The 14,725-nt window shown below is 25.5% G+C and carries 12 protein-coding genes; 9 read left to right on the top strand and 3 right to left on the bottom strand.

The window, feature by feature from the left end:
- Nucleotides 1–51 precede the first annotated feature (51 nt).
- The gene (locus tag BLBCPU_RS02330) at nt 52–1,644 is read left to right on the top strand and encodes an aspartate kinase (protein ID WP_014246398.1); all 1,593 of its coding nucleotides are present in this window, start codon (nt 52–54) and stop codon (nt 1,642–1,644) included.
- An 82-nt stretch (nt 1,645–1,726) separates the two neighbouring features.
- Here the strand turns inward: BLBCPU_RS02330 and BLBCPU_RS02325 are convergent, their stop codons facing one another.
- On the bottom strand, nt 1,727–2,521 hold the full coding sequence (locus BLBCPU_RS02325; protein ID WP_041178612.1) for a thymidylate synthase: 795 nt from the start codon (nt 2,519–2,521) through the stop codon (nt 1,727–1,729).
- Between the two features lie 35 nt (nt 2,522–2,556).
- Here BLBCPU_RS02325 and BLBCPU_RS02320 point away from each other — a divergent pair, with 35 nt between their 5' ends.
- The 3 genes from BLBCPU_RS02320 to BLBCPU_RS02310 are packed head-to-tail and all read left to right on the top strand — an operon-like array spanning nt 2,557 to nt 4,600.
- Nucleotides 2,557–3,498 carry a ribose-phosphate pyrophosphokinase gene (locus BLBCPU_RS02320; protein ID WP_014246396.1) on the top strand — a complete coding sequence of 314 codons (942 nt, stop codon included), beginning with the start codon at nt 2,557–2,559 and terminating at the stop codon, nt 3,496–3,498.
- Between the two features lie 6 nt (nt 3,499–3,504).
- Nucleotides 3,505–4,140 (top strand): 50S ribosomal protein L25, encoded by a 636-nt coding sequence (locus BLBCPU_RS02315; RefSeq protein ID WP_014246395.1) that lies wholly within the window; start codon nt 3,505–3,507, stop codon nt 4,138–4,140.
- 13 nt (nt 4,141–4,153) lie between these two features.
- Entirely contained in the window at nt 4,154–4,600 is a 447-nt protein-coding gene (locus BLBCPU_RS02310; RefSeq protein WP_014246394.1) for a nucleoside deaminase, read from the top strand.
- A gap of 5 nt (nt 4,601–4,605) precedes the next feature.
- On the opposite strand, the gene BLBCPU_RS02305 is transcribed toward BLBCPU_RS02310, so the two are convergent.
- Nucleotides 4,606–5,259, bottom strand: coding sequence for a DedA family protein (locus BLBCPU_RS02305; protein WP_014246393.1), 654 nt, complete (start codon nt 5,257–5,259; stop codon nt 4,606–4,608).
- Between the two features lie 338 nt (nt 5,260–5,597).
- Between BLBCPU_RS02305 and aroB the strand changes: the two genes are divergently transcribed.
- Both aroB and gyrA read left to right on the top strand, forming a co-directional pair.
- Nucleotides 5,598–6,662 carry a 3-dehydroquinate synthase gene (aroB, locus tag BLBCPU_RS02300; RefSeq protein WP_014246391.1) on the top strand — a complete coding sequence of 355 codons (1,065 nt, stop codon included), beginning with the start codon at nt 5,598–5,600 and terminating at the stop codon, nt 6,660–6,662.
- Between the two features lie 124 nt (nt 6,663–6,786).
- Nucleotides 6,787–9,237, top strand: coding sequence for a DNA gyrase subunit A (gyrA, locus tag BLBCPU_RS02295; protein ID WP_014246390.1), 2,451 nt, complete (start codon nt 6,787–6,789; stop codon nt 9,235–9,237).
- A 36-nt stretch (nt 9,238–9,273) separates the two neighbouring features.
- Here the strand turns inward: gyrA and BLBCPU_RS02290 are convergent, their stop codons facing one another.
- Nucleotides 9,274–11,373 (bottom strand): carboxy terminal-processing peptidase, encoded by a 2,100-nt coding sequence (locus BLBCPU_RS02290; RefSeq protein WP_014246389.1) that lies wholly within the window; start codon nt 11,371–11,373, stop codon nt 9,274–9,276.
- Between the two features lie 165 nt (nt 11,374–11,538).
- Here BLBCPU_RS02290 and surE point away from each other — a divergent pair, with 165 nt between their 5' ends.
- From surE to BLBCPU_RS02275, 3 genes are all read left to right on the top strand, one after another.
- Nucleotides 11,539–12,336 carry a 5'/3'-nucleotidase SurE gene (gene surE, locus BLBCPU_RS02285; RefSeq protein WP_014246388.1) on the top strand — a complete coding sequence of 266 codons (798 nt, stop codon included), beginning with the start codon at nt 11,539–11,541 and terminating at the stop codon, nt 12,334–12,336.
- Between the two features lie 18 nt (nt 12,337–12,354).
- Nucleotides 12,355–13,329, top strand: coding sequence for a Holliday junction branch migration DNA helicase RuvB (gene ruvB, locus BLBCPU_RS02280; RefSeq protein ID WP_014246387.1), 975 nt, complete (start codon nt 12,355–12,357; stop codon nt 13,327–13,329).
- 64 nt (nt 13,330–13,393) lie between these two features.
- The gene (locus BLBCPU_RS02275) at nt 13,394–14,698 is read left to right on the top strand and encodes an adenylosuccinate synthase (protein WP_014246386.1); all 1,305 of its coding nucleotides are present in this window, start codon (nt 13,394–13,396) and stop codon (nt 14,696–14,698) included.
- Nucleotides 14,699–14,725: the final 27 nt, after the last annotated feature.

Here is a 14,725-nt window from a genome sequence, read left to right as displayed (position 1 = left end):
CATCACCTTTAATATTTAAAAGGTAAAATTATTAACTAATTCATTAAAAAAATGCAAGTTTTAAAATTTGGGGGAAGTTCCGTCGCTCATTCTGATTCCATAAAACGTATTTGTTCTTTATTAGAAAAAAAACCAAAAGGAAAATATGCTATCGTGGTATCTGCATTAGGAAATATCACCGATCAATTAATACAATGTAGTAAATTAGCTTCTGAAAGAAATAATGTTTATAAAAATATTATAGAAAAAATAGAAATTCGGCATTTTAATATTATCAGAGAGTTATTTCCTATCTACTATCAAAGTCATTTAATTAGTTGGATAAAAAAAAATATCAATAATTTAGAAAGTTTATGTCACGGTATTTTTAAAGTAAAAGAACTTTCCAAACGTACTTTAGATGAAATTATGAGTTTTGGTGAACTTTTTTCTTCTTTTATTATTGCAAAAAAACTAAAAAAATACGGATTAAATGCAATTTTCAAAGATAGTAGGGAGTTAATTATTACAGACTCCAAATTTGGATGTGCAAAAGTAGATTTTATTACAAGTAATCACCATATTCTTCAATTTTTTCGTAAAGAAAAATCAGAATATGTGGTTTTACCAGGTTTCATAGGATCAAATTTAAAAAACCAAACAACTACTCTTGGAAGAGGAGGATCTGATTATACTGCAGCTATTTTAGCTTCTGCAATATCTGCGAGTTTACTTGAAATATGGACTGATGTAAGTGGAATGATGACAGCGAATCCAAAAATGGTTCATCAAGCATTTCCTATAAAAGAAATTTCTTATGAAGAGGCAATGGAATTATCGCATTTTGGAGCAAAAGTCATTTATCCTCCAACGATACAACCAGCTATGAAAAAAAATATTCCTATACAAATTAAAAATACCTTTTATCCAATAGATCCAGGAACTTTAATTCATATTAGTAAAAAAAAAAAAATACGTCAACTAGTTACTGGTATTTCTGGCATTCATAATTTAGTTTTATTTACTCTTAAAGTTAGTGGAATGATAGGTATATCAAGTTATTCCAAACGTTTATTTGAAGTTTTATCACGTGAAAAAATAAATGTAATTTTCATAATCAAAAATTCTTCAGAACATTTCATTACTACAGGTATCCATGAAATGGATATCCTTAAAGCAAAAAGGGTAATAAATAGGGAATTTTCTAAAGAAATATATCAAAAATATATCGATCCATTAAAAATAGAATATGATTTTTGTATCATTGCTCTAGTAGGAGATACTATAAAAAATATTCATGTAACCAGTGGAAAAATATTTTCTTCTTTAGGAAAAAATAGAATTCATGTAAGAGCGATATCACAAGGTTCTACGGAAAAAAATATATCAGCCATAATTCAAAAAAAAGATTTTAAAAAAGCTTTGAATACCTTGCATGAAACCTTTATAGTTAGAAAAGTAGAAAATAAATTACTTGAAAAAATTGATAAACATAAAAATTATTTTCTTGAAAAATTAAAACTTCAAATAATAATAATTGGATTATCAAATATTAAAAAAATATATTTTTATAATTACCATGGAATCAATTTATCTAAATGTAAATCCAATTTTATTAATAAAAGTGTTATTAAAATGAATATCTATTCATTTATAGAAAACTAATGAAAATTTCATATAAAAAATAATAACTATATCCCTATCTAATAATTACGATTATTTTCAAAATTAGTTACTAAAAAACTGATCAAATAGCTACGTCCCCTTTTATATGAGGATAAGGATTGTAATTTTTTAATTCAAAGTCTTCGAAATTAAATTGAAAAATATTTTTTACAGAAGAATTTAAAATAATTTTTGGCAATGGTTTTGGGGTCCGACGTATTTGAAGTTGAATTTGTTTTATATGATTATTATATACATGAGCATCTCCTATAGTGTGAATTAATTCTTTTTCTCTAAAATTGAGCGTTTTAGCTATCATAGTAAGAAATAAAGCATAAGAAGCTATATTAAAAGGTAATCCAAGAAAAATATCTGCACTTCTTTGATATAATTGCAACGATAATTTTTTTTCATAAACATAAAATTGAAAAAGTAAATGACAGGGAGGTAATGCCATATTTTGAATCATTCCTACATTCCAAGAAGAAACTATTAAACGTCTTGAATTAGGATTAAATTTTATTTCTTCTATAAGATTTACTATCTGATCAATATAACGACCATCATAAGTAGGCCATTTCCGCCATTGTAATCCATATATTGGACCTAGATCTCCATTTTTATCAGCCCATTCATTCCAAATAGATACTTTATTTTTTTTTAAATACTTTATATTTGTATCTCCTTTCAAAAACCATAATAATTCATAGATAATAGACCGTATATTTAATTTTTTGGTAGTTAAAAGAGGAAATCCTTTTTTCAAATCAAATTTCATCTGATATCCAAATATACTTTTCGTCCCTATACCAGTACGATCCATTTTATTTATTCCATTTTTTAATACGTTTCTTAATAAATTTAAATATTGTTTCATCTTTAAAAAGTATTTTTGCATAAAAAAATATAATTATGAATCAAAAGGTACTCTTCTTTTCTACAAGAAGTGGATTAAAATTATCAGAAAAAATAGCCTATTATTATGGTAATTTACTTGGAAAAATTCGTTTTTTGGAATTTAGTGATAGAGAATATACCCCATGTTTTGAACAATCTGTTCGTGGATCAAGAGTTTTTTTGATTGGATCTACTTACCCTCCAGTAGATAATTTGATGGAATTACTTTTAATGTGTGATGCAGCACGTAGGGCATCTGCTCATAATATAACACTTGTTGTCCCCTATTTTGGATGGGCAAGACAAGATCATAAAGATCAACCAAGAACTCCTATTGCAGCAAAACTTTTAGCTAATTTAATGGTTGCCTCAGGAGCTACTAGAGTTATGACTATGGATCTTCATGCAGATCAAATTCAGGGATTTTTTGATATTCCTGTTGATCATTTATATGCATCTAGAATATTTATTGATTATATTAAAAAATTAAATATGGACCAAATTACCATTGCTTCTCCAGATATGGGAGGTGCAAAAAGAGCTAGGAGTTATGCTGGTTATTTAGGAACAGATGTAGTTATTTGTTATAAAGAAAGAAAAAAAGCAAATGAAATAGAATTTATGAATCTTATTGGAAATGTGAAAGAAAAAAATATCATACTCATAGATGATATGGTAGATACAGCTGGAACTTTAACAGAAGCAGCAAATTTAATCAAAAAAAAAGGAGCTAAAAGTGTACGTGCTATAGCAACTCATCCAGTTTTATCAGGAAATTCATATGAAAAAATAAGGAATTCATCTATTGAAGAATTGGTAATTACTGATTCTATCCCTTTAAAAATAATAAAAAATAAACTATATAAAATAAAAATATTATCCTGTGCTCCACTTTTTGCAGAAGTCATGAAATCTGTACATAATGACGAATCTATAAGTAAAAAATTTATAATTTAATTTAATATGCAATATATAAATATATACGGAAAAAAACGAAATATAGGAAAAAAATCTATTGAATCCATTCGATCTTCCGGAGAAGTTCCTTGTATTTTATATGGAAAGAATATTAACATTCCATTTTCTACTTCATTAGAAAGTTTCAAAAATTTAATATATACATCAAAAATACATTGGGTAAACATTCAAATAGAAGGAGAAAATAATATAAATGCAGTTCAAAAAGAAATTCAATTCGATCCTATTAGTGAAAAAATATTGCATGCTGATTTTTGTAAAATTGATCAAAAAAAATCTATTATATTAGAAATTCCTGTAAAAACTTTTGGAAGACCTATTGGTGTTTCTAAAGGAGGAGAATATTATTCTCCGATTAGAAAATTAAAAATAAAAGCTATTCCTTCTTTTTTTCCAGAATATATAAAATTGGATATTAGTAATTTAGATATAGGAGAAAAAATTACAGTGAAAGATATATATACAAAAGAATATACCATTTTACATCCTACAAATACTCTTATAGCTAGAGTAAAACACTCTCGTATTACTACTACTACTTCTACTGAAGAAAAAAAAACGGATCCTATCAGTAATAAAAAAGAATCTCAAGAAGAAAACAAAAATAATATAAAAAAATAAAGTTTTTATTCTAATGATAATAAAAGATTTTTATTTTATGAAAATAGCTCTTGAAGAGGCTTTGATCGCTTTTCACGAAAAGGAAGTTCCTATAGGAGTTGCAATTACCTATAAAAATATAGTCATAGCTAGAGCTCATAATTTAACCGAAACTTTAGGTGATATCACTGCACATGCAGAAATGTTAGGGATTCACTTAGCTTCTAATTTTTTAGGTAAAAAATATATACGAGAATGCACTTTATATGTAACTATTGAACCCTGTATTATGTGTGCAGGTGCCTTATTTTTATCTCAAATTGGGAGAGTAGTTTGTGGAGCACAAAATTATAAAATAGGATTTTTATATACAGGGATAAAATTGCATCCAAAAACAAAATTTTTATCTGGAATTATGAAAAATCAATGTAGTCATATTCTAAAAAAATTTTTTTTCTTGAAAAGAATTCATAAAATTTAGGTAAATTATATAAGGAGTTTTTTCTTTTTTCTTATTTTTAATTTAAGTAATATTGGGAATGTAGTCATTAGAACAATCAACAAAATAATCCATTCCAGATGATTTTTTAATTCTGGGAACCTTTTGTCTAGGTAATGTCCAGCTAACATTATCGAAAAAGTCCAAGCAAGAGCTCCAATAATATTATAAATCATAAATTTTTTAAAGTTAATACGTATTGCACCAGCTACAATGGGGGCAAAAGTACGAAGTATTGGAAGAAAACGACTCATGATAAGTGCCGTTGTTTTATATTTATTATAAAATAATTTTGCTATAATAAGATGTTTTTTCTTAAAAAAAAAGGAATCTTTCTTTTTATACAAAAAATTTCCAGATTTATATCCCAGCCAATATCCTTGGATATTACCAAGTATAGCTACACATGCAACAATTAAAATAATTACGAAAAATGGAACATGATAAAAATTTTTGCATAAATTTTCTCCGAATATTCCAGCAGTGAATAATAAGGAATCTCCTGGTAAAAAAAAACCGATAAAAAACCCTGTTTCTGCAAAAACAATGGCTAAAAGAATAAATAAAGCTGTATTTCCAAAATAGAAAAAAATCCATCTAGGATTGAACAAATGTTGAAAGAAATCCCAAATATCTGACATTTTATTATGTTGAATATGATATTCTTATTAACTTTAAAGAAAAATAAAATATTTCCATTTTTTTTAAAAATAAAAGTTTAAATATTTATTTTTAATTAAAAACATTATATTTTTTTATGGAATTTTTATTCAAATTTATTAATATTTTAGGATGGGGTCCAAATATATTTTTCATAATCGTTTTTTTTATCTTTATAACTTATTGGTTATACCAAATATTTTACTTTATTGATTAAAAAACTTTATGTATTGATCTTGATTATAATAATCTTTATTCCGATTTTTTAATAAATTGGTTAATTTTGTTTAATCAAGTATAAAAAAACGATTTTATTTTTATGTTTTGTGATAATAAAAAAATTATATTCTTTAATGAAGAAGCTTATAAAAAATTAGAAAATTATCTACTTAATCATATTAATACCATAAAAAATACATTTATTCTAGTAGATTATTGTACCTATATTCATTGTCTTCCAATACTTTTCCATCATATAAATTTTTTAGAAAAATCTAACATTATTAAAATTAAACCAGGAGAAAAAGAAAAAAATATTTATACATGTATTCAAATATGGAAATATTTGGAAAATTTGAAGGCAAATAGAAATAGTTTAATTATTAATTTAGGAGGGGGAGTTATTACAGATATTGGTGGATTTGTTGCCTCTGTGTTTAAAAGAGGAGTTCGATTTATTAATATTCCTACAACGTTATTAGGTATGGTAGATGCATCTATAGGATATAAAACTGGAATTAATTTAGAATCTATTAAAAATGAAATAGGTTCTTTCTATTGTCCAGAATTTTTAATCATTGATCCTTTTTTTTTAAAAACTCTTCCTGAAAAAGAATTTATTTCAGGTATGGCAGAGATGTTTAAACATGGGTTAATAGCAGATGAAAGTTTTTGGATTGATATGAAAAAATACCAAATGAATAAGGATAAAAATCAATGGAAAAATTTAATCTATCAATCTATATTGATAAAAAATAAAATTGTAGAAAAAGATCCTAAAGAAAAAGGATTAAGGAAAATTCTTAATTTTGGACATACTATAGGTCATGCTTTAGAGAGTTATTTTCTAAATTCTAAAAAAGAAACACTTTTACATGGTATAGCAATCGCTATGGGAATGATATATGAATCTTGGATTTCTTACAAAATAAATGGATTATCTATAACTGATTATCAAGAAATAAAATCGAATCTTTCTAGATTGTATCCAATTAAAAAAATATATAATTCAGAATTTGATCAAATTTTTTTTATTATGGAACATGATAAAAAAAATGATAAAAATAAAATTCAATTTTCTTTATTAAAAAAAATCGGAATTTGTTCTTATAACTGTCAAGTTCCTTATTCTTTAATCAAAGAAAGTTTTTTACAAAAAAAATAAACATTTATTTTTTTTATTAATTGATTAATATTTTTTATATATTAAGTATCGATATTCCTTTACTTACTTACTTTATAATATAATACTTATAATAACTAAATAATACAACTAACTATATAAAAAAATGGGAGAAAAATTAATTCCTATTAATATTGAAGACGAAATGAAATCTTCTTACATAGACTATTCTATGTCTGTTATTGTATCCAGAGCACTTCCTGATGCAAGAGATGGATTAAAACCTGTACATAGGAGAGTTCTATATGGAATGTTCCAATTAGGAATTTTTTCTAAAAATACTTATAAAAAATCGGCTCGTATTGTTGGAGAAGTACTAGGAAAATACCATCCACATGGAGATATTTCTGTTTATGATACTATGGTTCGGATGTCTCAAAAATGGATACTTCGTTATCCTTTAATAGATGGACAAGGAAATTTCGGATCATTAGATGCGGATCCACCTGCAGCAATGCGTTATACGGAAGTTAGAATGAAAAAAATATCTGAAGAAATGTTATCGGATATAAAAAAAAATACGGTGGATATGAAACTTAATTTTGATGATTCTCTAGAAGAACCTACGGTATTACCTACCCGAATTCCCAATCTTTTAATTAATGGATCTTCTGGAATTGCCGTAGGAATGGCTACCAATATTCCACCTCATAATTTAAAAGAAACTATTAAAGCAATTTGCGCTTATATTGATGATAATAATATATCTATAGAACAAATAATAGAATATATTAAAGCACCAGATTTTCCTACAGGAGGAATTATTTATGGATACGATGGAGTAAAGAAAGCCTTTCATACTGGAAAAGGCCGTATTGTATTACGCGCAAAAGTTCATTTTGAAGAAATTAAGGGTAGACAATGTATCATTGTAGATGAAATTCCTTATCAAGTAAATAAATCAGAAATGATTAATAGAACTGTAGAGTTAATAAAAGTAGGAAAGATGGATGGTATCTATCAAATTCGTGATGAATCTGATAGAAATGGATTACGCATAGTATATATGCTTAAACAAAATACAAATTCTAATGTATTATTGAATAATTTATTCAAATATACTTCTTTACAAACTTACTTTAATGTTAATAATATTGCATTAGTTCATGGAAAACCAGTTAAACTAAATATTAAAGATCTGATCCAACATTTTGTAGATCATCGTCAGGATGTTATTATTCGTCGTACTCAATACGAATTAAAAAAATATAAAGATAGAGTTCATACTTTGATGGGATTTTTAAAAATATTAGATCATTTAGATCAAATGATTGAATTAATCAAAAAATCTAAAGATCATAATGAAGCTTGTGATAGACTTATTAAAAAATTTAGACTATCTAAAAATCAATCTAAATCTATTTTAGATCTTCGCTTGCAAAGTCTTACTTCTTTAGAAATTAATAAAATTAAAAGAGAATATGAAAAATTAGTCAAAAATATAGAAAATTTGGAAAATGTTTTATTAAAACATTCTATCAGAATGAAAATTATTAAAAAAGAACTTTTAGATATTAAAGAAAAATATCAAGATGGACGTCGTACAAAAATCGATTATTTAGGAAATGAAGTACACATAGAAGATCTTATTGATGACGAACAGGTAGTACTGACTATCTCTCATGCTGGATATATAAAAAGAACTTCTTTATCAGAATACAAATGTCAAGGAAGAGGAGGGGTAGGTAATAGAGGGGCTAGTGCTAGAGAATCGGATTTTTTAAATCATCTTCTCATAGCTACTAATCATCAATATCTACTTTTTTTTACAGAAAAAGGAAAATGTTTTTGGTTAAGAGTCTATGAAATACCAGAAGGATCAAAAATTTCTAAAGGAAGAGCTATACAAAATATGATTCATATACAAAAAGATGATAAAGTAAATGCCTATATATTAACTGGAAATCTTACAGATAAAAAATATGTTCAAAATCATTATGTTATGATGGTAACTAAAAAAGGAATTATTAAAAAAACTTCTTTAGAGAACTATTCACGTCCTAGAAAAGATGGAATTAAGGCAATTATCATTCGAGAGGGAGATTCCTTATTAGAAGCAATCCTAACTAAGGGTAAAAGTCATGTGTTTATTGCTGTAAAAAGTGGAAGAATTATTCGTTTTTCAGAGAATAATGTTCGTAAAACTGGAAGAACTTCTTCTGGAGTAATAGGGATTAATTTAAAAAAATATGATATTGTAATTGGAATGATATGCGTAGAAGAAGAAGAAAAAGGAAATGTTTTGGTAGTTTCGGATAAAGGATTTGGAAAAAGATCAAATTTAAAAGATTATCGAATTACTAATCGTGGAGGAAAAGGTATAAAAACCATAAATATTACTAAAAAAACAGGTAGTTTAATTTCTATAAAACATGTAAAGGAACAAGATGATTTAATGATTATTAAAAAGTCTGGAATCATCATCCGTATTCCAATATCGGATATCCGAGTTATGGGTAGGTCTACACAAGGAGTAAGATTAATCTATCTCAAAGAGAAGGATGAAATTGCTGATGTAGAAAAAATTGATAAAAAACCGGTAGTTGAATTTCTATAAAAAACCTATATGTAAAGGATATAAATGATTTTTTTTTTAATTTTCATTAAAATCTCGTAAAATATTTACACATTCTGCTATCTGAAAATCTTTCAATAAATTATTTTCCCACTCTTTTTTTTTCAATTTATATTTTGAAATAATTTTGTAAGATGGAGGATATGCTTTCAATCCATATATATTTAAGTAATCTTTTAATTTTTGAAAGTTTTCGTTTCTTTTTTTTATTTTTAAATTATCATAATAAAATTCTTTCCAATTTAAAGAAAAATTTCTTTTTTTTATAAATTTTTTTTCGAATAATTGTATATTTTTATATATAGTATTTATATCCTGATGTTTTTTCAAACGATTTAGGCTTTTTAACTTTATTTTTTCCAAATCTACTTTACCTTTCCAAGGTATATAAGGAATAGAATCAATACGATCCCATATCATGGAGTTAGGTTTGTCTTTTTCCATTTTTTTTATGGAAAAAGAAACATTATTATTTGGGATTACTATATCTGAATTTACGCCTTTTAATTGAGTAGAACTTCCATTTACACGATAAAATTTATTCATGGTAAATTTTAAAGTACCCAATTCATTATTAGAAAATAAAAATGACTTTAATGGATAAAATGTTTGAACCGTACCTTTACCGTATGTTTGATCACTACCAACTATGATCCCTCTTTTATAATCTACTATACAAGCCGCTAGTATTTCTGATGCAGAAGCAGATAATTCGTTTACAAGAATAACGAGAGGTCCTTTCCAAAGGATATTATCCTCCTTATTTTTGATAATTTTCTTTTTTCCAGAAGATAGTTTTACTTGTACTATTGGAACTTTTCCTAAGAAAAACCCTGAAATTTTAACAACAGTCTCTAAAGATCCTCCTCCATTATTTCTTATATCAATAAGAAGACCTTTAATTTTTTCTTTTTTTAATTTTTGAATAATGTTTTTCATATCTTTAGCTGCATTTCTTCCATTTTTATTTTCAGGATTAAAATAAAATTCTGGCAAATGAATTAAACCATATTTATTTTTATTATTATTATCCAATAATATGACACTTTTTGCGAAAATTTCTTCTTTTTCAATTATATCCCTAATAATGATAACTTCTTCTATAGAACCATTTTTTTTTTGAATTGTTAATTTTACTTTACTTCCTTTTTTCCCTCTTATAAGACGAACGGAATTTTCTAATAACATTCCTATAATATTTTGAGATTCTGAATTTGGATTTTTTGCTACTCGAATAATTTTATCTCCTATATCTATCTTTTTACTTTTCCATGCAGGTCCACCAACTATAAGTTTTACAACCGTTGCATAACCTTTATAATCTTTCAATTCAATGCCAATTCCTTCTGTTTTACCAGATATATTCAAATCAAAATTTTCCTTTTCTTTAGTAGAAAAATAAATAGTATGAGGATCATAATGAGATATAATAGTATTTACGTACATAGAAAACCAGTCTATTTTTTTTTTCATTTTTAATTTTCTGAAATATTCCCGTAGATCCTCTTCCACTTTTTTTCTCGATTTTTTTTCTTTATTAATAAATAGATTATTCCAAATATTTTTTTTGTAATTTTTAAAAAAATTTTTTTTTGTATTTATTGAAGTTACTATTTCCATAAGAGTTAAATATTTTAAATATTTTCTCCATTCTTCTATCCATTCTTCTTTATTTTTAGGATAAAAATATTTATATTCTCCAGGAACAAATATTTCTTTTTTATTAAAATCAAAAGGTTTTTTTAAAATTTTAAAACAAAAATTTTCCACTTCTTTTATTCTTTGATAAAAACGATTTATCGTAATATTAAAAAATATGGGGTCCCCATTTATCCAATAATCATCTATTTTTTCTCTATAGTAAGAGATATATTCTAGATCTTTTTTAAGAAAAAAACGTTTTTGAAAATCTAAATTTTCAAAATATTTTTTATATACTTTTTTGGAAAAATCATTATTAATTTTAATAGGAATAGGATGTAAAAAATAAAGTATTTTGTATATTTTTTTTAGTATAATACTATGATTTTCTACTTCTCCTTTTGGAGAACAAAAACTTAATAAAAAAGTAAAAATAAAACCAATTATTATATTTTTAAATTTAAAATCTACAATCATTTTGATACTGATTAATAAATAATAAAATTACAAATATTTATATCCTTGTATGAAAAAATGAAAAATAAAACCAATTATTATATTTTTAAATTTAAAATCTACAATCATTCTGATACTGATTAATAAATAATAAAATTACAAATATTTATATCCTTGTATGAAAAAATGAAAAATAAACCAATTATTTTAGTAACAAACGATGATGGAATTATAGCTCCAGGTATTAGAGCTCTTGTTAATGTTATGAATTCTTTAGGAGAAGTTTATGTTGTTGCTCCAAATAAGCCTCAATCTGGAATAGGACATGCTATAACGATGGATACTATTTTATATTGTGATTCTGTCCAAATAGACAATGGATGTCAAAAAGAATGGGAATGTTCAGGAACTCCTGTTGATTGTGTAAAATTAGCTATTAGTAATATACTTCCAAGAAAACCTGATATTTGTGTTTCTGGAATTAATCATGGATCTAATTCTTCCATAAATATTATGTATTCTGGAACAATTTCTGCAGTAATAGAAGCTGGAATTGAGGGAATACCTTCTGTTGGTTTTTCTCTTTTGGATTTTGATTGGAATGCAGATTTTGAACCAGCTAAAAAATATGTATGTAAAATTGTAAAAAAAATTCTTTATAATCCTATACCAAAAGGGGGTATTAGTCTTAATGTCAATATTCCAAAAAAAAAAATAAAAGGAATGAAAATATGCAGGCAGGCAGAATCTAAATGGAAAGAAAGTTTTGATAAACGTTATAATCCAAAAGGAAGAACTTATTATTGGCTAATTGGAGATTTTATTAATTTTGATAAAAAATCGGATACGGATGAATGGGCATTAAAAAATGGATACGTTTCTATTGTTCCTATAAAATTTGATTTAACAGATTATCCAATTTTAAATATTTTGAGATCCTGGAATTTTATATTATTATTTATTTTTTTGGATACTCTATTATGAAAAAAAAAATTATATATAGTGTCACCTATTTTAGAAGAAACTTTAAATCCAAAAAAAATTCAAGAATTTGTTGGGCAATGTGATATTTTAGAAAATTTAACAATTTTTATTCAAGCTGCTAAAAAAAGAAAAGAAGCCTTAGATCATATTCTTTTTCATGGTCCTCCAGGATTAGGAAAAACGACTCTTTCTCATATTGTTGCTAATGAATTGGGCGTTAATATCTCTGTGACTTCAGGATCCGTTTTAGATAAACCAGGAGATTTAGCGGGTATCCTCATTCATTTAAATTTGAACGATGTTCTATTTATAGACGAAATTCATCGTCTATCTCCTATAGTGGAAGAATATTTGTATTCTGCTATGGAAAATTATAAAATTGATATTATAATAGATTCAGGATCTAATGCAAGATCAGTACAAATTGATTTATCTCCTTTTACTTTAATAGGATCAACAACAAGATCTGGATTATTAACAGCACCTATGCGTTCTAGATTTGGAATTAATTTACGTTTAACTTATTATCAAAAAGAATTATTAAAAATAATTATAGAACGTAGTGCAAAAATATTAAACATTCCAATCACCAAAGAATCTTCTTATGAAATAGCAACTAGAAGTCGTGGAACTCCACGTATAGCTAACTCTTTACTTCGTAGAATTCGTGATTTTGCTCAAATAAAAGGTAATGGAATTATAGATAGTAACATATGTAATTTAGGATTAAAATCCCTTAATGTAGATAAACATGGATTAGATGAAATGGATAATAGAATTCTTACATCTATTATTGATTCCTTTAAAGGAGGTCCTGTTGGAATAAATACTATAGCAACATCTGTGAATGAAAATTCAGATACAATAGAAGAGGTTTATGAACCTTTTCTTATTCAAGAAGGATATTTAATAAGAACACCTAGAGGTAGAATAGCCACAAAATTAGCTTATCAACATCTTAAACGAAATATTTGCAATAATAAAAAATTTTAGAATTTTTTATTATCTATTTATAAAAAACTAACTTTGTAGAAAAAGTATAAAATTGTAAAAAATCATGCCTTCAAATGTTATTGTTGGTCTCCAATGGGGTGACGAGGGAAAAGGTAAAATAACAGATTTACTTTCTAAAAATTCAGATTATGTAATTCGTTATCAAGGAGGAAATAATTCAGGTCATTCTATTCATATTAATAATCGTAATTTTATTCTTCATTTAATTCCATCTGGAGTAGTTAATCCTTCTGTTAAATGTATTATAGCACCTGGAATGGTTATTGACCCTAAATCTTTGATTCAAGAAATTAAAGAAATAGAATCTATAGGAATCAATACCTCTAGAGTTTTTTTGGCAAAACGTGCACATCTAACTATGCCTTATCATCGTTTACTAGATGAATATAAAGAAGAAGCTTTAGGTTCTAGATCTATTGGAACTACACATTGTGGAATTGGTCCTACTTATGAAGATAAAATATCCCGTATAGGAATCCGGTTATTAGATTTTTTGAATCTAAAAGTATTTTATAAAAAATTAAAGGATAACGTAGATTATAAAAATAAGATTATTACAAAAGTATATAAAAAAGATCCTATTTATTTTAAATCAATATATGAAGAATATATCGAATATGCTAAGATTCTTTCTCCTCGTATTATTGATTCTGTACATGAAATTCATTATGCTTTTCATAAAAAAAAGAAAATTTTATTTGAAGGGGCTCAAGCTATGTTATTAGATATAAATTATGGTACCTATCCATATGTAACTCCTTCTTCACCTTCTACAGGTGGTGTATGTACAGGAACTGGGATCCCTCCTAATTTTTTGAAAAATTTTATAGGAATAGCAAAAGCTTACTGTACCCGTGTAGGATATGGCCCTTTTCCTACAGAGATTAGGAATAAAATGAGCGATATAATACGTAAAAAAGGGAATGAATATGGTTCAACTACAAAACGGTCCAGAAGATGTGGATGGTTAGACCTTTTATCTCTAAAATATTCCTGTATGATTAATGGAATTAATTATTTAATCATTACAAAATTGGATGTTTTAAGTGAATTAGAATTAATTAAAGTATGTGTAAAATATCAAAGTAATGGAAAAAAAATACAATATTTTCCATCCAATATAGAATTGGAAGAAAAAAAAGTAGAAGCTATTTATATAGATTTTCCTGGTTGGAAAAAAGATATTTCTCATATACATGAATATGATGATTTGCCTAAAAATTGCAAGAAATATATTAACTTTATAGAAAGTTATTTAAATTTAGATATTGTATTAATTTCTGTAGGATCTGAAAGAAATCAAAATATTATCAAAAATAAATCTTCCTTTTTGAAAATTTTTTCTTAAAAAAAATATTTCCATTTATATAAAAAT

Source organism: Blattabacterium sp. (Cryptocercus punctulatus) str. Cpu (assembly GCF_000236405.1).
GTDB classification, from domain to species: Bacteria; Bacteroidota; Bacteroidia; order Flavobacteriales; family Blattabacteriaceae; genus Blattabacterium; species Blattabacterium punctulatus.
The sequence above is the reverse complement of the archived record's forward strand: the minus strand, read 5'-3'. Positions and strand labels throughout refer to the sequence as shown.